This is a genomic window from Cupriavidus sp. JZ107, from assembly GCF_053903255.1.
Window position 1 is genome coordinate 3210981 of record NZ_CP096481.1, and the last position, 17946, is coordinate 3228926.

Here is a 17946-nt window from a genome sequence, read left to right on the forward strand (position 1 = left end):
AGGTCCTCGGCAAGGGAAACGGCGAACGGAACGGCAGGAACGGCACGAAACAGCAGGGGCGGCAAATGCCTCGCGTGGGCGCGGCTCACGCCAGCGCCCGCGCGATCAGCATCTTCTGGATGTCGCTGGTGCCCTCGTAGATCTGGCAGACCCGCACATCGCGGTAGATCCGCTCGACCGGGAAGTCGCTGACATAGCCATAGCCGCCAAACACCTGGATCGCATCCGAGCAGACCGCCTCGGCCATCTCGCTGGCATTGAGCTTGGCCATCGCGGCCTCCTTCAGGCAGGGCCGGCCGGCGTCCTTCAGAGAGGCGGCATGCCAGATCATCTGGCGCGCGACCTCGATGCGCGTGGCCATCTCGGCCAGGCGGAACTGCACCGCCTGATGCGCGAACAGCGGCTGGCCGAAGCTCTCACGTTCCTTTGAATAGGCCAGCGCCGCCTCGAACGCCGCGCGCGCCATGCCGACGCTCTGCGCGGCGATGCCGATGCGCCCGCCCTCGAGGCCGGACAGCGCCATCCTGTAGCCCGCGCCCTCCTCGCCCAGCAGATTGGCGGCCGGCACGCGGCAATCCTCGAACACGATCTGCGCGGTGTCCGACGAATGCTGGCCGAGCTTGTCTTCCAGCCGCGCGACGACATAGCCCGGCGTATCGGTCGGCACCAGGAAGGCGCTGATGCCGCGCTTGCCGGCGGCCTTGTCGGTGACCGCCATCACGATCGCCACGTCGGCGTGCTTGCCGCTGGTGATGAACTGCTTGACGCCGTTCAGCACGTAATGATCGCCGTCGCGCGTCGCGGTGGTGCGCAGCGCCGCGGCGTCCGAGCCGACATGGGGCTCGGTCAGGCAGAACGCGCCCAGCATCTCGCCTTTGGCCAGCGGCACCAGCCACTGCTGCTTCTGCGCCTCGTCGGCGAACGCCATCAGCATGCTGCAGACCGGGCAGTTGTTGACGCTGATCACCGTCGAGGTGCCGCCGTCGCCGGCGGCGATCTCTTCGAGGATCAGCGCCAGCGACAGGTAGTCGAGGCCCGCGCCGCCGTAGGCCTCGGGCACGGCGACGCCATAGGTGCCCATCGCCGCGAGTTCGCGGTGGACTTCCTTCGGGAACGTCTTGTCGCGATCCCACGCGGCGGCCTGCGGCGCGATGACCTCCTGCGCGAACTGCCGCACCGCGTCGCGGATCATTTCCTGTTCGGGACTGAGCAGCATCGGGACCTCACCAGGGCAGCACGCTGCCGTCGTAGTTGCGAAAACCGCCGTTGTCCTGCGCGGTGGCGCCGGCCAGCACGCGGCGCAGGCCGGACACGCTCTGCTGCGGCGTCAGGTCGGCGCCCGCGCCGCCCATGTCGGTACGGACCCAGCCCGGATGCAGCGCCAGGCAGACCGCATGGCGCGCGTCGAGCGACACCGACTTGAGCGCCGCGTTGACCGCCGCCTTGCTGACGCGATACAGCCAGCTGCGGTTGCTCTCCATCGCGCCGATGCTGCCCATGCGCGAGGACAGCACCGCCAGCACGCCGCCCTTGCCGCCGCGGCCGGTCTCGACGAAGGGCAGCACCAGCGGCAGCGCCATCATCGGCCCCAGCACATTGGCATGCATCACGTCGTCGAACTCCTCGGCCGAGACCGGCTGCGCGCCCTCGGTGCGCGGGCCGATCACGCCGGCGTTGTAGACCGCCACGTCGAGCGATTCGCCGTCGAGCGTCCAGCCCAGGCCCGCGACCTGATCGGCCTCGGCCAGGTCGACGCGGTGCGCCTCCGCGCCCAGCGATTTCAGTGCGGCCAGCCCGTCGTCGCTGCGGGCGGTGGCGATCACGCGCCAGCCGTCGGCGCGGTACTGGCGGACGAACTCCAGGCCGATGCCGCGCGAGGCGCCCAGTATCAGTGCGGTTGGCAAGCTAGCCTCCTGTCGGGTCGTTCAGGGATCGGCGTTGAAGGCGGCTCAGACCAGCTCGATGCCGACCGCCGTGGCCTCGCCGCCGCCGATGCACAGGCTGGCCACGCCGCGCTTGCCGCCGGTCTTGCGCAGCGCGCCGATCAGCGTGGTCATGATGCGCGCGCCGGAGGCGCCGATCGGATGGCCCAGCGCACAGGCGCCGCCGTGGATATTGACCTTGTCGCGCGGAATCTTCAGTTCGTGCATCGCCGCCATCGGCACCACGGCGAAGGCCTCGTTGATCTCGAACAGGTCGACGCTGTCGCTGTTCCAGTCGAGCTTGCGATACAGCTTGGCGATCGCCTCGACCGGCGCGGTGGTGAACCAGCCCGGCGCCTGCGCATGGCTGCTATGGCCGAGCATGCGCGCCAGCGGCTGCAGGCCGAGCGCCTTGGCGGTCGACTCGCGCATCATCACCAGCGCGGCGGCGCCGTCGTTGATCGACGACGACGAGGCGGCGGTGATGGTGCCGTCCTTGGCGAACGCGGGCTTGAGCGACGGGATCTTGTCGACCTTGATGCGGCGCGGACCTTCGTCGGTGTCGATCACCACGTCGCCGCCCTTGGCCGCCACCGTGACCGGCGCGATCTCCCAGCGGAAATCGCCGCGTTCGGTGGCCTGCTGCGCGCGCCGCACGCTCTCCATCGCGAACGCGTCCTGCGCCTCGCGCGTGAAGCCGTACTTGGCCGCGCAATCCTCGCCGAAAGTGCCCATCGCGCGGCCCTTCTCGTAGGCATCCTCCAGACCGTCGAGCATCATGTGGTCATAGATCATGCCGTGACCGATCCGGTAGCCGCCGCGGCCCTTCGGAATCAGGTACGGGGCGTTGGTCATGCTCTCCATGCCGCCGGCCACCGCGATCTCGTACGAGCCCGCCACCAGGCTGTCGTAGACCGTCATCGCGGCGCGCATGCCGGAGCCGCACATCTTGTTGACGGTGGTACAGGCGACCGACAGCGGCAGCCCAGCGCCCAGCGCGGCCTGGCGCGCGGGTGCCTGGCCCTGGCCGGCCGGCAGCACGCAGCCGAACACCACCTCCTGGACCTGCTCCGGCTGGATGCCGGCGCGCTCGATCGCCGCGCGGATCGCGACGGCCCCAAGCTGCGGCGCCGTGACGCTGGCGAACTCACCCTGGAATGCGGCCATCGGGGTGCGGGCCGCGGATACGATGACGATCGGGTCTTGCATGGTGGTCTCCTTGCTTGCTGTCCTGCGGTTTTGGTTACTCCCCTCTCCCGCTTGCGGGAGAGGGGTCGGGGGAGAGGGAAAGCGGTCGTTCTGCCGACGCCTTCAGCGCTTGCCAGCGCCCCTCCCTCTCCCCCAGCCCCTCCCCCGCAAGCGGGGCAGGGGAGCGTGTCATCGGCGCGCTTGACGCCTCGCCACTCAATCCTTCCTCACCGCACCGGAATATGCGGCGGGTCCCCGTACTGCCGGTAGGCCGCCTGCAGTTGCGTGCGCAGTTCCTCGTTGCTGCTGGCCGCCATGCCGAGATCGCGCAGCAGGCCGTCGGACACGCCGTAGATCCAGCCGTGCACCGTGACCTGCTGGCCGCGGGCCCAGGCGTCCTGGATCACCGTGGTCTGGCAGACGTTGTTGACCTGCTCGATCACATTGAGCTCGCACAGGCGGCTGTGGGCGTCGTCCTCGCGCACGATGGTGCCGAGGTAGGCGTCGTGCTTGTCCGCCACGTCCCGCACATGGCGCAGCCAGTTGTCGACCAGGCCCACGCGCTCGCGCTTGAGCGCGACCTTGACGCCGCCGCAGCCGTAGTGGCCGACCACGGTGATATGGCGCACCTTCAGCACCTCGACCGCGAACTGGATCACCGACAGCGCGTTCAGGTCGCTGTGCGCAATGACGTTGGCGATATTGCGATGGACGAACACCTCGCCGGGGGCCAGGCCGAGGATCTGGTTGGCCGGCACGCGCGAGTCCGAGCAGCCGATCCACAGGTATTCGGGCGCCTGCTGGTTGGCCAGGCTGGTGAAGAAGTTTGGATCTTCCGCGTTGACGCGGTCGACCCATTCGCGGTTGTTGCGAAACAGCTGGGCGATGGCGTCAGTCATGCTGCCCTCCTTGCCGGCTCGTCGCCGGTTTCGGTTGGGCCATATCGATGGATGAAGCGTTCCGATGCATGGTAGGCGTAAAAGTCATGAACGTGTCCGGCCAGCAGCCGGTCCTTGTGTCCCTGCCACAGGGCAGGTTCGAAAAAGTCCGCATGGTGCCGCAGGAAGGCCGCGCGCACGCGCGGGTCTCCCAGCAGGAAGGTGCGGAAGGTTTCGGGAAAGATGTCGTGGCGGCCGACGCTGTACCAGACCTCGCCCGACATCTCCTCTTCCTCGTTGCGCGGGGCCGGTACGTGGCGGATATTGCAGTCGGTCAGGTATTCGATCTCGTCGTAGTCGTAGAACACCACGCGCCCATGGCGCGTGACGCCGAAATTCTTGTACAGCATGTCGCCCGGGAAGATATTGGCCGCCATCAGCTCCTTGATCGCATTGCCGTACTCGATGATGCCGTGCTCGACCTGCTCGTCGGTGCCTTCCTGCAGGTAGATGTTCAGCGGCGTCATGCGGCGCTCGATATAGAGATGGCGCACCACGATTTCCTCGGTGCCGTCCTTGGCGCGCTGGTATTCGATCATCGACGGCGCATGCTCGTGCAGCTCGCGCACCAGCGCATCGTCGAAGCGCGACAGCGGAAAGGCGACGTCCGAATATTCCAGCGTGTCCGCCATGCGGCCGACGCGGTCGTGCTGCTTGACCAGCTGGTACTTCGACTTGATCAGCTCGCGCGTGGTTTCCTTCGGCGCCGGATAGAAGTCCTTGATCACCTTGAACACATAGGGATAGGACGGCAGCGTGAACACCAGCATCACCAGCCCGCGGATGCCGGGGGCGATGATGAACTTGTCCGACGAATGCTGCAGGTGGTGCAGGAAGTCGCGGTAGAACAGGTTCTTGCCCTGCTTCTGCAAACCCAGCGACGTATAGATTTCCGCGCGCGGCTTGCGCGGCATGATGTCGCGCAGGAAGGTCACGTAGGCCGACGGGATTTCCATGTCGACCATGAAGTACGAATGCGTGAACGAGAACAGGATCAGCAGCTGTTCCTTGCGCAGCAGCACCGTGTCCAGCGCGAGCTTGCCCGACGGCCCGTGCACGATCGGAATCGCCAGCGGGTAGGTACGGTCGCCGTTCAGCAGGCGGCCGATGATGAAGGCCGACTTGTTGCGGAAGAACAGCGACGACAGCACGTGGATCTGGAAATTGGGCGCGATGCGGAAGTCGCCCAGGTGCTCGGTGACCGCGCGCACCACATAGCCGATATCGCGCTTCAGGTCCTCGTACGGCCGCTCGAGCTGGAAGTTGTGCACGATCCGTTCGAAGCAGTCGGCCATGCCCTCGCGGCTGCCTGGATAGTAGGCGCGGAAGGTCGGCCTGGTCGGCGACTCCTCGTTCTCGATGTATTCGGTCGAGATCGCCGGACGCACGAAGATGAAATCGTTGTTGAAGTACGAGCGGTGCAGGATGCGGGTGAAGACCGAATTGAAGAAGGTCTCGGCGAGCTCCGGCTGATGGTGGTTGGTGAGCAGCCCGATGTAATGCAGCTTGATCTGCTGCCAGATCTCGTCCTCGATCCGCTCGGCGTCGTACTCGTCCTCGAGGATCACCGTGGTCTCGCGCACGCGTTCGTTGTAGAACGCGATGCGGTCGCGCTGCAGCTGCTGCAGCCCGGCCCAGTCGCCGGCTTCGAACCGGACCTTGGCCTCGATGCTGACCTCGCGAAACAGCCGGTAGTGCTTGTCGAACCCGTCCAGCATGGTGCGCGCCACATCGTAGGCGATCTGCGACGACAGCAGTTTCGGGAAGTGGGACATGGCTGAGCGGACTACCTGGGCGGGTCAGAATCGGGACGCGGATCCGGCGGGACATCGGCGGGAAACCTGCATGCGGCGCTCGCCGCGGGCGAGACCGGATATCAGGGGTGATTGTAAGCGCTTCGCGCGTGGCATCGGTGGCGCCGCCCACCGTGGAGCGGCGCACCGTACACCCCGGTTTCCTTCTCTTTACCTCGTCATCGCCTCGTCATTACATCGTTTCCGCGAACAGCTCCCGGCCGATCAGCATGCGGCGGATCTCCGAGGTGCCGGCGCCGATCTCGTACAGCTTGGCGTCGCGCCACAGGCGGCCAACCGGATATTCGTTGATATAGCCGTTGCCGCCCAGGATCTGCACCGATTCGCCGGCCATCCACGTGGCCTTCTCGGCCGTATAGAGGATCACCGCGGCGCAGTCCTTGCGCACCTGGCGCACGTGCTCGCTGCCTAGCGCGTCCAGGTTCTTGCCGACGGTATACAGATAGCTGCGCGCGGCCTGCAGCGTGGTGTACATGTCGGCGACCTTGCCCTGGATCAGCTGGAATTCGCCGATGCTCTGGCCGAACTGCTTGCGGTCGTGGATGTACGGCGTGACCACGTCCATGCACGCCTGCATGATGCCGACCGGGCCGCCGGACAGCACCGCGCGTTCGTAGTCCAGGCCGCTCATCAGCACCCTGGCGCCGCCGTTCTCGGCGCCAAGGATGTTCTCGGCCGGCACCTCGACGTCCTGGAACACCAGCTCGCCGGTATGCGAGCCGCGCATGCCGAGCTTGTCCAGCTTCTGCGCCACCGAGAAGCCCTTCATGCCCTTCTCGACGATGAAGGCCGTCATGCCGCGCGCGCCGAGCTCCGGTTCGGTCTTGGCGTAGACCACCAGCACGTCGCAGTCCGGACCGTTGGTGATCCACATCTTGGTGCCGTTCAGCACATAGCGATCGCCTTTGCGGTCGGCGCGCAGCTTCATGCTGACCACGTCCGAGCCGGCATTGGGTTCGCTCATCGCCAGCGCCCCGATCCAGTCGCCGGACACCAGCTTGGGCAGGTATTTCGCCTTCTGCGCCGGCGTGCCGTTGCGATGGATCTGGTTGACGCACAGGTTCGAGTGCGCGCCGTAAGACAGGCCGACCGAGGCGGAGGCGCGGCTGATCTCCTCCATCGCGATCATGTGGGCCAGATAGCCCATGTCGGCGCCGCCGTACTCCTCGGCGACGGTGATGCCCAGCACGCCGAGATCGCCCATCTTCTTCCAGCAGTCCATCGGAAACTGGTCGGTGCGGTCGATCTCGGCCGCGCGCGGTGCCAGCTCGGCCTGGGCCCAGGACTGCACGGACTCGCGCAGCATCTCGATGTCTTCACCCAGGTCGAACTTCAGGCCTGGCAGGGTCGCGGTCATGGTTTGTCTCCTATTTCCTCGTGGAATCCGGATTCGATACGGAATGGGTCGATGCTGGGCGGACGCGGGAATTCAGACGTGATCGAGCGTGCGCACCACACACAGCGTCATCAGCATCGTCGCCACCGCCTTGCGGGTGCCGCCGGTCTCGGTAAATACGTCGCCCTGGGCGACGATCAGCGTGCGGCAGGGCTTCAGCACCCGTCCCACGGCGATCAGCCGCTCGCCTTTGGCGGGCGACAGCAGATTGATCTTGTACTCGGCGGTCAGTCCCGCCTCGCCTTCGCCGACCATCGACAGCGCGGCATAGCCGCAGGCGCTGTCGGCCAGCGCGCCGACCACGCCGCCGTGGAAAAAGCCGTGCTGCTGCGTCACGCCTTCGGACCACGGCATCGCCAGTTCGACCTCGCCGCGCTCGACGCGGACCAGCTCGGCGCCGAACGTCGCCATCAGGCCCTGCCGGGCGAAACTGGCGGCGATCGCCTCGGCGCGGCCCGGCGGCAAGTCCGCGGCGGCGCGTGCGGAAACGTCCGCGGCGGCGCGTGCGGAAACGTCCGCGGCGAGGTCTGGGGCAACGTCGGCAGCAACGTCGGCAGCGGCATCTGTAGCAAGATCCGTGGCGGAATTCGGCATGGCAGCTTCCTGTCGGCGCCGGCACCGCTCGCTGCGGTGGGCTGTCGGCTTATTTTATTTACGTTTACGTAAACGTCAATTAAATTTGTCGGTGAGCAGGATGACGAAGGTGGCATCGGCCACATTCAGGCGCCGGCAGCGCCTTCGTGCTCGGGTGCGGCCGCCGCCAGCAACGTGCGGCATTGCCGCTCGTGCTGGTCGATCTCGGCCAACTGCGCCTGCAGGTCCTCCATCTGCCGCTCCAGCGCCTGGCGGTGCTGCGCCAGCGAGGCCAGGAAGCGCTCGAGCTGGGGCACCGTATCGCGCGGCGACTCGTACAGGTCCAGGATCTCGCGGATCTCGTTCAGCGTCAGGCCGAGCCGCTTGCCGCGCAGCGTCAGCTTCAGCCGGGTGCGCTCGCGGCCGCTGTAGAGCCGCTGCCTGCCCCCGGCGCCGACGCGATCGGGCGACAGCAGGCCCTGGTCCTCGTAGAAGCGGATGGCGCGCGGCGTGATGTCGAACTCGCGCGCCAGTTCGGTGATGGTGTAGGTGGTGCCGGCGGTAGCGTTGGCAGGCTGGCCGATCGGCGTGGGAGGCTGGGTGGCGGAGCTGGGCATGGGCGCCTGTAAAAGAGAACGAACGTTCGATACGCGTGGGCGTTTTCGCTTAAGATGGCAACAGGCCGTCCGAATTGACGTTTACGTTAGCGTCAAGCAGCGCGCCTGGCAACCGCCCGACGCCGTCCCGGCCACCCCGCCGTGCCGGCGCATTGCATGCCCCCGGCGTCCGGCATCCGGATCCACGACGAGAAAGCCCACCGCAGGGCTTCGCAACCGAGAGACTCCCCGATGAACGCACTCGAACACCAACTCCAATACCCGTTCGGCGAGACCATGCCCGAGCCCGGCGCGCGCCAGCAGGTGGCCCCCGGCGTCTACTGGCTGCGCATGCCGCTGCCGTTCGCGCTGGACCATATCAATCTGTGGCTGGTGCGCGATCGCGTGGACGGGCGCGACGGCTGGACCGTGATCGATTGCGGCATCACCAACGACACCATCAAGGCGCACTGGGAGACGATCTTCGCCAACGAGCTCGAAGGCCTGCCGGCACTGCGCGTGCTGGTTACGCATTGCCATCCCGACCACGTGGGCCTGGCGCACTGGCTGTGCCAGCGCTGGGACGCGCGGCTGTGGATGAGCCTGGGCGACTATATGAGCGCGCGCGTGATGAGCGGCGGCAATGGCGTCGGCTCGAACGCCGGCGGCGACTTCGCCGCCAGCCACTTCGCGCGGCACGGCCTGGCCGATCCCGACAGCCTGGAAAAGCTGCGCGCCCGCAAGAGCTACTACGCGACGCTGGTGCCCGACCTGCCGACGCAGTACCGCCGGCTGATGGAAGGCGACACGGTGACGATGGGCGCCGATCCGGCGGCCGCGAGCTGGCGCGTGATCACCGGCTACGGCCACGCGCCCGAACACGTCGCGCTGTACAACGCCGAGCTCAAGGTACTGATCTCCGGCGACATGGTGCTGCCGCGGATCTCGACCAACGTCAGCGTGTTCGACATGGAGCCCGAGGCCAACCCGCTTGCGCTCTATCTGCGCTCGCTCGACCGCTACCAGGACCTGCCCGAGGACACGCTGGTGCTGCCCTCGCACGGCCGGCCGTTCCGCAACCTGCAGACGCGCATCGGGCAGCTGCGCGAGCACCATGTCGAGCGCCTGGCCGAGACCCGCGCCGCCTGCGCGGAAAAGCCTTGCAGCGCGCGCGATATCGTCAACGTGATCTTCCGCCGCCAGTTCGACATCCACCAGATGACCTTCGCGATGGGCGAGGCGCTGGCCCACCTGCACGTGCTGTGGCATGCCGGCGAGCTGCAGCGCGCCATCGGCGACGATGGCATCATCCGGTTCCGAGCCCACGCCTGAATCCGATCCCCATGTCCGCCGCCGATCACGCACCAGACAGCCCGTTTGCCCAGACCCCGCCGCCGCCCTATTACGCGGTGATCTTCACGTCCACGCGCACCGGCGCCGAGGCGGGTGGGGACAACCACGAAGCCGACTACGGCGCGATGGCGCAGCGGATGGTGGAGCTGGCCGCGACCATGCCGGGCTTTCTCGGTGTCGAGTCGGTGCGCGACGGCAGCACGCCCGGCGCGCCCGGCATCACGGTGTCGTACTGGCGCTCGCTCGAGGACATCGCCGCCTGGCAGGCGCATGCCGAACACCGGGTCGCGCAGCGCCTGGGACGCGAGCGCTGGTATCAGGGCTTCCAGCTGCGCGTCAGCAAGGTCGAGCGGGCCTACGGGTTCGAGCGCTGATCTCGCCGTCGCCATCGCGACGGCGGCCTCAAGCCTGGCGCGCCAGCGTCTCCAGGTACGCCAGCCCATCGATCGCGCGGCTGCCGTACCACGACACCATCTCCCCATCGACCAGCAGCACCGGCAGGCCGAGCTGGCGCTCCAGCGCATCGGCGTGGTCCTCGGTGAAGCGATAGGGCTCGCTCGACAGCAGCACCAGGTCGAGCTCGCGCACCAGCGCCTCGCTCCAGCGGAAGGTCGGATAGCGCTGGCCCGGCGCATTGGGCCGCGCGCAATCGCCGCCGCTGCAGGCCTGCAGCGCCTGGCCGGCATCGCCGGGCCAGGTCTGCCAGCCGATCAGCGCCAGCATGCGGCTGATATAGGTGTCGCGCGACACCGTCATCCATGGGTCCTGCCAGATCGCGTACAGCACGCTGCGAGTCGGCCAGGTGCGCGCCTCGAGCCGCGCCAGCCCCTGCTCCAGCCGCGCGCATAGCGCCTGCGCCTGCGCCTCGCGATCGAAGATGCCGCCCAGCAGCCGGTACAGCTCGAGGTTGTCGCGCGGCGCGCACGGATGGGTCACGATCACGTTCGGCACGAAGCCGCGGATCTCGTCCACGGTCTCGCGCCGGTTCTCGTCGATATTGACGACCACATGGGTCGGCGCCAGCGCGCGCAGCTTGTCCAGCTGCACGTCCTTGGTGCCGCCGACCTTGGCGACGGTGCGCACCTGCGGTTCGGGATGGATGCAGAAGCCGGTCCGCGCCACCAGCCGATCGCCGAGTCCCAGCGCAAACAGCAATTCGGTGACCGACGGCACCAGCGAGGCGATCCGCGCCTCAGCAGCGGCGCACGGGTGTGGCTGGCCCAGCGCGTCGCGCCACATCACGGGCTCCCGTTGCCGTCGGCGGCGGGGTCTGCGGGAGCGTCCGGCCGTTCCGGCTGGCGGGGCTTGCGTGGCGCGCGCGTGAACAGCGCGTCGTAGAGCCAGCGCGGCAGCACGTGCAGCACCGAGGCCACCACGCCCATCTGCCACGGCACCACGGCAAAGCGCCGGCCCGCGGCGATCGCCCGCACCGCCTTGCGCGCGAACGCGTCGGCGTCCATCAGGAACGGCATCGGATACGGATTGCGCGCGGTCATCGGCGTGCGGATATAGCCCGGCGCGATGGTGACCACGCGGATCCGGTGCGGCCGCTGTTCCAGCCGCAGGCTCTCGAGCAGCTTGATCACGGCCGACTTCGATGCGCTGTAGGCGCCGGCGCCCGGCAGCCCGCGCACGCCCGCCACGCTGGCGATGCCGACCAGCGTGCCGCGCCACTCGCGCGGCCCCACGTCTCTCGCCTGCATCGGCGCCAGGAACGGCTGGAAGGTGGTCAGCACGCCGAACCAGTTGGTGTCCATCACCGCGCGAAAGGCTTCAAGGTCTTCGCGTTCGCTGGCCACCGTGCCGACCGACACGCCGGCGTTGGCGATCACGATATCGGGACAGCCGAAGTGGTCGAGGAAGTCCTGCGCGGCGCCGAGCATCGCGTCGGCATCGCGCACGTCGGCCGCATAGACGCGGGCGGCATTGGGATTGGGCAGGGTGGCAACGAACGCGCGCAAGGCATCGTCGCGGCGGCCGACCAGGCCGAGAATCGCGCCCTGCCGGGCGTATTCGCGCGCCAGGGCCTGGCCGATTCCGCTCGATGCGCCGGTGAGAAAGACTTTGACGGGTCGCATCGGGCGGCGGGGGAAGGAGAAGGACGAAGCGGAAGCAATGCGCGCTCAGCCGTTGGCCGGCCGTTCTGCGGCGGCAACGGCGGCGCGCAACGTCATCACAGCTTCTTGTCGCGGACCTGGGTCACCAGGTAGTCCATCGTCTGCAGCGCGGCGCCCTTGCTGCCCGCGATGGACGGCGAGGTCACGTACTTGCCCTGGATCACGATGGTCGGCACGCCGTCGATCTTGTAGGCGTCGGCGATCTTGTTGGCGCGCGTGGTGTTGGTCGACACCGAGAACGAGTTGTAGGCCTCCAGGAAGGCCTTGCGGTCGATGCCGTTCCTGGCCATCAGATCGGCGATCTCGTTCGGGTCCAGCAGGCGCTTGCGCTCGGCGTGGATCGCGCTGAAGACCTTGCCGTGCATGGCCTCGAGCTTGCCCATCGATTCGAGCGCGTAATAGATGCGGGTATGCGGCAGCAGGTCGTCGCGGAAGGCCACCGGCACGCGCTTGAAGACCACGTCCTTGCCCTGCTTCTTGACCCAGCCTTCGATCTCGGGCTCAAAGTCGTAGCAGTGCGGGCAGCCGTACCAGAAGAACTCGGTGACTTCGATCTTGCCCGCGGTGACGGGCTGGGCCGCCTTCAAGACCTGGTATTCCTTGCCTTCGGCCGGCGCGGCCTGGGCGGGCGATGCCATCATCAGTCCCGCGGCGGCGGCGAGCGTGGCGAACAAGGCGGCGATTTTCTTCATGGCGCGAGAGAAAAGTGAAACGGTGTGCGTATGACAGCGATGCGCCGCGCGGGTTCAGCCCGCCCCGGCGCCGCCGCCTCCTGGCTTACTGCTTGGTGAAGCGGATCACCGACGCCTCGAAACCGGCCGATTGCAGGCGGTCGCGCGCGCGGTTCATGTCTTCGATCTTGTTGTACGGGCCGAGCCGTACGCGGTACAGCTTGACGCCATTGACCTCGCGGTCGGTGACCCTGGCCTCGAAGCCCTGCATCGCCAGGTTGGCCTTCTGCCGGTTGGCGTCGTCCTGCGAGCGGAAGGCGCCGACCTGCAGCAGATAGCCGACCTTGTTGGCGTCGGCCTGGGCAATCTCGGCGATCGGATCGGCCACGGCACGCTCGGCGGGCTTTTCGGCCGGCTTCTCGGCGGGCTTCTCCGCGGTCTTCGGCGCGGGCTTGACGGCTTCCTCCGGCGTCGGCGCGGGCCTGGCCGCCGGCGGCGCGGCGGGCTCCCGATGCGCCGGCTCCGCGGGCGGGCCGACCGGCTTGGGCGGGGTCTTGCTCCACAGCGGCTTGTTCGGGTCCGACGGCGCCTCCTGCACCGGCGACGGCAGCGTCCCGACCACGTTGCCGGATTCGGCCGGCTTGGGCGTGCCCTTGCGCTGGAACGGCGTCGGCGCCTTGGTGATATACAGCGCCACCACCACCGCGATGGCCAGGCCGATGATCAGGCCGAGCACCAGGCCGAGAAACGTACCCCCGCGCTGCTGGGCGCGGCTGGCCTTGCGCGGGGCACGCTTGCGTTGCTGTTGCATGGAGTCCTCTTGGATATTGCCGGAAGATTATAGAGCCAGTGCCCGGCCGGGCGGCCCGGTCACCGCGGCCCGCAGACGGTGAGGACACCGGCAGGCCGCGCTGCCCCCCTTACATGCGCTGCGGCGCGGACACGCCGATCACCGCGAGGCCGTTGCGCAGCACCTGGCGGGTCGCCGCCAGCAGCGCGAGCCGCGCCAGCTTGACCGGCTCGTCGTCGACCAGCACGCGGTCGGCGTTGTAGAAGGCATGGAAGTCGCCGGCCAGGTCGCGCAGATAGAAGGCGACCGCATGCGGCGCCAGCTCGTTGGCGGCCTGGGCCAGCATCTCGGGGAATTCGGCCAGCCGCTGTCCCAGCGCCAGCGCCTGCGGGCTCGCCGCGGCGCCGGTCACCGGCTCCAGGTCGGCCCCCGCCAGCTCGGCCAGGCGCTGCTGCCACCCCTCGCCGCCCCACGACTCGAAGATCGAGCAGATGCGGGCGTGCGCGTACTGGACGTAGTACACCGGGTTCTCGTCGTTCTGCTTGAGCGCCAGGTCGACGTCGAAGACGAACTCGGTATCGGCCTTGCGCGACAGCAGGAAAAATCGGACCGCGTCGCGGCCGCGCGTGAAGTGGGCCGGCCAGTCGGCCACGCCCGTCTCCAGGCAGCCGCGGATGGTCTCGTCGCCGCCATTGCTCCATTCGATCAGGTCGCGCACCGTGACATACGAACCGGCGCGCTTGGAGATCTTGACCTCCTCGCCGTTCTTCATCACGGTGACCATCTTGTGCAGCACGTAGTCGGGATAGCCGGCCGGGATGCCGATTTCCAGCCCCTGCAGGCCGGCCCGCACGCGCGCAATGGTGCCGTGGTGGTCGCTGCCCTGCACGTTGATGACCTTGTGGAAGCCGCGCTGCCACTTGGTGGTGTGATAGGCGACGTCCGGCACGAAGTAGGTATAGCTGCCATCGCCCTTGCGCATCACCCGGTCCTTGTCGTCGCCGTCTTCGGTGGTGCGCAGCCACAGCGCGCCTTCGCTCTCGTAGGTCTTGCCCTTGGCGATCAGCGTGCGCACGGCCTCCTCGACCTTGCCGTCGGTGTACAGCGACGACTCCAGGTAGTAGCGGTCGAACTTGACGCCGAACGCCTGCAGATCGATGTCCTGCTCGTTGCGCAGGTAGGTGACGGCGAACTTGCGGATCGAGTCCAGATCCTCGACGTCGCCGGAGGCGGTCACCGGCTCGCCGTCGGAGGCGCGCACGGTCTTGCCGGCGAGGAAATCGGCGGCGATGTCGGCGATGTAGTCGCCGTTGTAGGCGGCCTCTGGCCAGCCGGCCTCGCCCGGCTTCAGGCCGCGGGCGCGCGCCTGCACCGAGATCGCGAGGTTCTGGATCTGCACGCCGGCGTCGTTGTAGTAGAACTCGCGGTGCACGGCGTAGCCCTGCCACGACAGCAGGTTGGCGAGCGCGTCGCCCAGCGCGGCCTGGCGGCCGTGGCCGACGTGCAGCGGGCCGGTCGGGTTGGCCGACACGAACTCGACCAGTACCTGGCCGCGCGCGCCCTGCTGCTGGGCGCCATAGCCATCGCCCTGCTGCAGCACCGCGCGCAGCGTCTCGGCCTTGGCCGCCGGGGTCAGCCGCAGGTTGATGAAGCCGGGGCCGGCGATCTCCAGGCTTGCCACCAGCGAGGCGGTACGCGCATCGGCCTTCACCGCGTCGACGATCTGCTGCGCCAGCTCGCGCGGATTGCGCTTGAGCGTGCGGGCCACCTGCATCGCCAGATTGCAGGCGAGATCGCCGTGGGCGGCCACCTTGGGCCGTTCGAAGGCGACAGCGGGCAGCACGGCATCGGCCGGCGCCAGCGCGCGTACCGCATCGGTGAACGCGGCGGCAAGTTTGGAGGTCTGAACAGGCAGCATGAATGTCTGGGCCCGCGCGCCACGCAGGACCGCGATGGCTTCGGCCATAGTGGCGGTGCCGTCACCGGCAGCGTGACGATGCCGCAGCGCGGCACGGGCAATCGATTGCAGAACGCGGATTTTATCAGGTGCTATGCTGACATCATCCGCAGGAGCCAGTCGGCCGGCTCCGGCACGCCGGAGCAGGACGGCTACCATCCCAACATGGCTGACAAGGAACCACCATGCTGATCACCTTCAAATCCCACGCGGCGCAAGACCTGATCATGATGAACGATCTCGCCGTCACGTTGCTCGGCATCATCGGCAAGCACGTCGGCGAGCGCGGGGTGATCACCAAGGAAGAGCTGCCGCGCGCGATCCACCGGCTCGAGGCCGCGGTGATGCAGGCAAAGCAGTCCCCGGCGCAGAGCCAGCTGCCCGAGGAACAGCGCGGCAAGGGCGACGACTACGACGACGAAGAAGAGCCGCTGCACCTGGGACAGCGCGCCTATCCCTTCCTGGACATGCTGCGGGCCTCGCAGCGCGAGGGCTGCGACGTGTTGTGGGGCGTCTGACGCAAGTCAGGCGTTCCCCCTCCAAAAAAACAGCCCGGCCGCTGGGGGCGGACCGGGCACCGGACCAGGGGGGATCCGAAGGGGGGTACTGCGATATTGCGGCGTCGGGGGAGGCACCGCAATTCCTTGTCCGGCGCCGCCGATGGCGACATCGGCAGCGCCGGCGACATTCTTGATGGCGGCATGCGCCACCTCTGAGCGCGACCGCTATTCCTTGCTCAGCATGTCGGCCAGTTCGTCGGCGTGCTCCTCCTCGACCGCGAGGATCTCCTCGAGGATGCGCCGCGTGGTCGGGTCGCGCTCGCCCATGTACTGGATCATCTCGCGATAGCTCTCGATCGCGATCCGTTCGGCGATCAGGTTCTCGCGGATCATGTCGGTCAGCCCGTTGGGCGCGACATATTCCGAATGGCTGCGCGCCGACAGACCGTCGGGCGAAAAATCCGGCTCGCCGCCCAGCTGCACGATGCGCGCGGCGATGCGGTCGGCGTGCGCCTGCTCTTCATCGGCATGGACCTTGAACTCGGCCGCGATCGGCTCGGCGTGGATGCCCTTGGCCATGAAGTGGTGGCGCCGATAGCGCAGCACGCAGACCAGCTCGGTGGCCAGCGCCTCGTTCAGCAGCTTGAGCACGGTCGCACGGTCCGCGTCGTAGTTTTCGGTGACCGCGCCGTCCTCGATATGTTTGCGGGCACGTGCGCGGATGGTGGCGACATCCGACAGAAAGCCCTGGGTCGGCCCCTTGCCGGCGGAGGAGGCATCGGTGCGGGAAGAGGCGGCGCCCGTGGTCTGGGTGTCCATGTGTGCGGTTCTCCTGTCAGGTTGCTTTGTGGGGTTCGGGCCGGAGGTGCGTTGCCTCCGTTGCCGTCGCTGGTTGCCGCGGCTCGGCTTGCGTCGCCGGGTTGGCCCTCAGTTGCCGTCGTAGTGGCCGTCCTCGCTGCGGCGGCGGCTGCTGCCGCCCACCAGCAGCAGCGCGGCGATCGCACCGACAGCCGCGGCGATCGCGATGGCGCGGAACGGAGACTCGGCGACGCGATGCTGCACGCCGACGACGGCCTGGTCGACGCGCTCGCGCGCACGTCCCGCGCTCTGCATCGTGGCCTCGCGTGCCTGGTCGGCCAGCATGCGCGCCCGCGTCTGCAGCCGGCGGCTGGCCTGCGCGGCCTCGGACGAGCCTTCGCGCGCCAGCACCTCGATCGTGTGTTCCAGTGCCGAGATCAGTCCCCTCACCTCATCCACCACCGGCGTGGCGGCCTCGCGCGCGGCGCCGCTGGTATCGCGGGCGGCATGGCGCAGCTGGCGCACCGTATCGCTGGCGCAATCGGCAAGATGGCGGACTTCCTTCTTCACCTTCGGATTGTGGGTCAGCATGGGACTCTCCTTAAGACGCGCGTCGGCCAACGCGCGGCGCGACGCGCCGCGCTTGGCCGACGCAATGCAGGCGACCTGGCGCAGGGCCGGCCGACGATCGACGGGCCATCGTCGGCCCGTTCATCGGCCGCTCATCGACCGTTCATCGGCCTTTGCGGACCAGGCTCATGACGAAGGTCACCAGCGCCACTACCAGGAAGATGAAGAACAGGATCTTCGCGATCTCGACCGCGCCGGCAGCGATGCCGCCAAAGCCGAACACGGCGGCGACCAGGGCGATGATGAAAAAGACCAGTGCGTAGTAAAGCATGGTGAAACTCCCCTAGATGGATCGAACTGCCTCAGCACAACGGCGCGTGAAAACGCGAGCGGTGGATCGTCGGGTAGGCCGTCATTTGACCGACTTGAAGATCGTTACCCCAAGCACCAGGAACAGCACGAACAGAATCAGGAACAGGAAGAACAGGACCTTGGCGATGCCCGCCGCGCCCGCCGCGATGCCGGTGAAACCGAGCAGTCCCGCGACGATGGAAATCACGGCAAAGATCAGCGCCCATTTCAGCATGGTGTTTCTCCTGTTCTCGCGGCTCGGTGCTTCGGTGCGCCAGGCCATGCAAGCATGGTAGGAATCGCCACTTCGGCGAGGCACCGACCTTGCACCGATTCCCCTGTCAGCGGTTTCCTACAGCTCCGGCGCGGCGCCAGGTCTCGTGCGAAGCACCGCCTTGCGAAGCCTCCGGGC

Annotated in this window: 20 protein-coding genes; 3 read left to right on the top strand and 17 right to left on the bottom strand. The window is 67.9% G+C overall.

The window, feature by feature from the left end:
* Positions 1 to 85 precede the first annotated feature (85 nt).
* The 8 genes from M1D55_RS24080 to M1D55_RS24115 all read right to left on the bottom strand — a co-directional run bounded on the left by M1D55_RS24080 (position 86) and on the right by M1D55_RS24115 (position 8448).
* Complete coding sequence (locus M1D55_RS24080) at positions 86 to 1216, bottom strand: acyl-CoA dehydrogenase family protein (RefSeq protein ID WP_456282016.1); 1131 nt, start codon at positions 1214 to 1216, stop codon at positions 86 to 88.
* A 7-nt stretch (positions 1217 to 1223) separates the two neighbouring features.
* Positions 1224 to 1904, bottom strand: a complete 681-nt coding sequence (locus M1D55_RS24085) for an SDR family oxidoreductase (RefSeq protein WP_456282017.1) — start codon at positions 1902 to 1904, stop codon at positions 1224 to 1226.
* Between the two features lie 45 nt (positions 1905 to 1949).
* Complete coding sequence (locus M1D55_RS24090; RefSeq protein WP_023265040.1) at positions 1950 to 3131, bottom strand: acetyl-CoA C-acetyltransferase; 1182 nt, start codon at positions 3129 to 3131, stop codon at positions 1950 to 1952.
* A 206-nt stretch (positions 3132 to 3337) separates the two neighbouring features.
* A complete protein-coding gene (gene can, locus M1D55_RS24095) occupies positions 3338 to 4009 on the bottom strand; it encodes a carbonate dehydratase (protein ID WP_006578377.1) in 672 nt (223 codons plus the stop codon).
* Positions 4006 to 5823, bottom strand: a complete 1818-nt coding sequence (gene aceK / locus M1D55_RS24100; RefSeq protein ID WP_006578378.1) for a bifunctional isocitrate dehydrogenase kinase/phosphatase — start codon at positions 5821 to 5823, stop codon at positions 4006 to 4008. Before aceK ends, can begins: the two co-directional genes overlap by 4 nt.
* A 211-nt stretch (positions 5824 to 6034) precedes the next feature.
* Entirely contained in the window at positions 6035 to 7219 is a 1185-nt protein-coding gene (locus tag M1D55_RS24105) for an isovaleryl-CoA dehydrogenase (protein ID WP_064574905.1), read from the bottom strand.
* Positions 7220 to 7291: 72 nt separating this feature from the next.
* A complete protein-coding gene (locus M1D55_RS24110; protein ID WP_456282763.1) occupies positions 7292 to 7669 on the bottom strand; it encodes a PaaI family thioesterase in 378 nt (125 codons plus the stop codon).
* Between the two features lie 308 nt (positions 7670 to 7977).
* Positions 7978 to 8448, bottom strand: a complete 471-nt coding sequence (locus tag M1D55_RS24115) for a MerR family transcriptional regulator (RefSeq protein ID WP_456282018.1) — start codon at positions 8446 to 8448, stop codon at positions 7978 to 7980.
* 231 nt (positions 8449 to 8679) lie between these two features.
* On the opposite strand from M1D55_RS24115, the gene M1D55_RS24120 reads away from it, so the two are divergent.
* Entirely contained in the window at positions 8680 to 9759 is a 1080-nt protein-coding gene (locus tag M1D55_RS24120; RefSeq protein ID WP_456282019.1) for an MBL fold metallo-hydrolase, read from the top strand.
* An 11-nt stretch (positions 9760 to 9770) separates the two neighbouring features.
* On the top strand, positions 9771 to 10154 hold the full coding sequence (locus M1D55_RS24125; protein ID WP_232206186.1) for an antibiotic biosynthesis monooxygenase family protein: 384 nt from the start codon (positions 9771 to 9773) through the stop codon (positions 10152 to 10154).
* A gap of 28 nt (positions 10155 to 10182) precedes the next feature.
* Here M1D55_RS24125 and M1D55_RS24130 read toward each other — a convergent pair whose 3' ends face one another.
* From M1D55_RS24130 to argS, 5 genes are all read right to left on the bottom strand, one after another.
* The gene (locus M1D55_RS24130) at positions 10183 to 11019 is read right to left on the bottom strand and encodes a helical backbone metal receptor (RefSeq protein WP_456282020.1); all 837 of its coding nucleotides are present in this window, start codon (positions 11017 to 11019) and stop codon (positions 10183 to 10185) included.
* Positions 11019 to 11858: an SDR family oxidoreductase gene (locus tag M1D55_RS24135; protein ID WP_023265041.1), complete on the bottom strand. Its 840-nt coding sequence runs from the start codon at positions 11856 to 11858 to the stop codon at positions 11019 to 11021. Before M1D55_RS24135 ends, M1D55_RS24130 begins: the two co-directional genes overlap by 1 nt.
* Before the next feature lie 95 nt (positions 11859 to 11953).
* A complete protein-coding gene (locus tag M1D55_RS24140) occupies positions 11954 to 12589 on the bottom strand; it encodes a thiol:disulfide interchange protein DsbA/DsbL (RefSeq protein ID WP_006578386.1) in 636 nt (211 codons plus the stop codon).
* Positions 12590 to 12674: 85 nt separating this feature from the next.
* Positions 12675 to 13379: an SPOR domain-containing protein gene (locus M1D55_RS24145; protein WP_064574896.1), complete on the bottom strand. Its 705-nt coding sequence runs from the start codon at positions 13377 to 13379 to the stop codon at positions 12675 to 12677.
* Between the two features lie 109 nt (positions 13380 to 13488).
* On the bottom strand, positions 13489 to 15276 hold the full coding sequence (argS, locus tag M1D55_RS24150; RefSeq protein WP_064575139.1) for an arginine--tRNA ligase: 1788 nt from the start codon (positions 15274 to 15276) through the stop codon (positions 13489 to 13491).
* Between the two features lie 224 nt (positions 15277 to 15500).
* Here argS and M1D55_RS24155 point away from each other — a divergent pair, with 224 nt between their 5' ends.
* Positions 15501 to 15833: a DUF1840 domain-containing protein gene (locus M1D55_RS24155; RefSeq protein WP_456282021.1), complete on the top strand. Its 333-nt coding sequence runs from the start codon at positions 15501 to 15503 to the stop codon at positions 15831 to 15833.
* A 207-nt stretch (positions 15834 to 16040) separates the two neighbouring features.
* Here M1D55_RS24155 and M1D55_RS24160 read toward each other — a convergent pair whose 3' ends face one another.
* From M1D55_RS24160 to M1D55_RS24175, 4 genes are all read right to left on the bottom strand, one after another.
* Positions 16041 to 16634 carry a ferritin-like domain-containing protein gene (locus M1D55_RS24160; RefSeq protein WP_006579440.1) on the bottom strand — a complete coding sequence of 198 codons (594 nt, stop codon included), beginning with the start codon at positions 16632 to 16634 and terminating at the stop codon, positions 16041 to 16043.
* 108 nt (positions 16635 to 16742) lie between these two features.
* Positions 16743 to 17204, bottom strand: a complete 462-nt coding sequence (locus M1D55_RS24165; protein ID WP_023264146.1) for a glycine zipper domain-containing protein — start codon at positions 17202 to 17204, stop codon at positions 16743 to 16745.
* Between the two features lie 142 nt (positions 17205 to 17346).
* A complete protein-coding gene (locus M1D55_RS24170) occupies positions 17347 to 17514 on the bottom strand; it encodes a DUF1328 domain-containing protein (RefSeq protein ID WP_006579618.1) in 168 nt (55 codons plus the stop codon).
* 81 nt (positions 17515 to 17595) lie between these two features.
* On the bottom strand, positions 17596 to 17769 hold the full coding sequence (locus tag M1D55_RS24175) for a DUF1328 family protein (protein WP_006579617.1): 174 nt from the start codon (positions 17767 to 17769) through the stop codon (positions 17596 to 17598).
* Positions 17770 to 17946 lie beyond the last annotated feature (177 nt).

What these genes read in the sequence shown, in the direction of transcription:
- M1D55_RS24080 (WP_456282016.1), bottom strand. Translation starts at nt 1,216, where the DNA reads ATGCTGCTCAGTCCCGAACAGGAAATGATCCGCGACGCGGTGCGGCAG.
- M1D55_RS24090 (WP_023265040.1), bottom strand. Translation starts at nt 3,131, where the DNA reads ATGCAAGACCCGATCGTCATCGTATCCGCGGCCCGCACCCCGATGGCC.
- can (WP_006578377.1), bottom strand. Translation starts at nt 4,009, where the DNA reads ATGACTGACGCCATCGCCCAGCTGTTTCGCAACAACCGCGAATGGGTC.
- aceK (WP_006578378.1), bottom strand. Translation starts at nt 5,823, where the DNA reads ATGTCCCACTTCCCGAAACTGCTGTCGTCGCAGATCGCCTACGATGTG.
- M1D55_RS24105 (WP_064574905.1), bottom strand. Translation starts at nt 7,219, where the DNA reads ATGACCGCGACCCTGCCAGGCCTGAAGTTCGACCTGGGTGAAGACATC.
- M1D55_RS24110 (WP_456282763.1), bottom strand. Translation starts at nt 7,669, where the DNA reads ATGGCGACGTTCGGCGCCGAGCTGGTCCGCGTCGAGCGCGGCGAGGTC.
- M1D55_RS24115 (WP_456282018.1), bottom strand. Translation starts at nt 8,448, where the DNA reads ATGCCCAGCTCCGCCACCCAGCCTCCCACGCCGATCGGCCAGCCTGCC.
- M1D55_RS24120 (WP_456282019.1), top strand. Translation starts at nt 8,680, where the DNA reads ATGAACGCACTCGAACACCAACTCCAATACCCGTTCGGCGAGACCATG.
- M1D55_RS24125 (WP_232206186.1), top strand. Translation starts at nt 9,771, where the DNA reads ATGTCCGCCGCCGATCACGCACCAGACAGCCCGTTTGCCCAGACCCCG.
- M1D55_RS24130 (WP_456282020.1), bottom strand. Translation starts at nt 11,019, where the DNA reads ATGTGGCGCGACGCGCTGGGCCAGCCACACCCGTGCGCCGCTGCTGAG.
- M1D55_RS24135 (WP_023265041.1), bottom strand. Translation starts at nt 11,858, where the DNA reads ATGCGACCCGTCAAAGTCTTTCTCACCGGCGCATCGAGCGGAATCGGC.
- M1D55_RS24140 (WP_006578386.1), bottom strand. Translation starts at nt 12,589, where the DNA reads ATGAAGAAAATCGCCGCCTTGTTCGCCACGCTCGCCGCCGCCGCGGGA.
- M1D55_RS24145 (WP_064574896.1), bottom strand. Translation starts at nt 13,379, where the DNA reads ATGCAACAGCAACGCAAGCGTGCCCCGCGCAAGGCCAGCCGCGCCCAG.
- argS (WP_064575139.1), bottom strand. Translation starts at nt 15,276, where the DNA reads ATGCTGCCTGTTCAGACCTCCAAACTTGCCGCCGCGTTCACCGATGCG.
- M1D55_RS24155 (WP_456282021.1), top strand. Translation starts at nt 15,501, where the DNA reads ATGCTGATCACCTTCAAATCCCACGCGGCGCAAGACCTGATCATGATG.
- M1D55_RS24160 (WP_006579440.1), bottom strand. Translation starts at nt 16,634, where the DNA reads ATGGACACCCAGACCACGGGCGCCGCCTCTTCCCGCACCGATGCCTCC.
- M1D55_RS24165 (WP_023264146.1), bottom strand. Translation starts at nt 17,204, where the DNA reads ATGCTGACCCACAATCCGAAGGTGAAGAAGGAAGTCCGCCATCTTGCC.
- M1D55_RS24170 (WP_006579618.1), bottom strand. Translation starts at nt 17,514, where the DNA reads ATGCTTTACTACGCACTGGTCTTTTTCATCATCGCCCTGGTCGCCGCC.
- M1D55_RS24175 (WP_006579617.1), bottom strand. Translation starts at nt 17,769, where the DNA reads ATGCTGAAATGGGCGCTGATCTTTGCCGTGATTTCCATCGTCGCGGGA.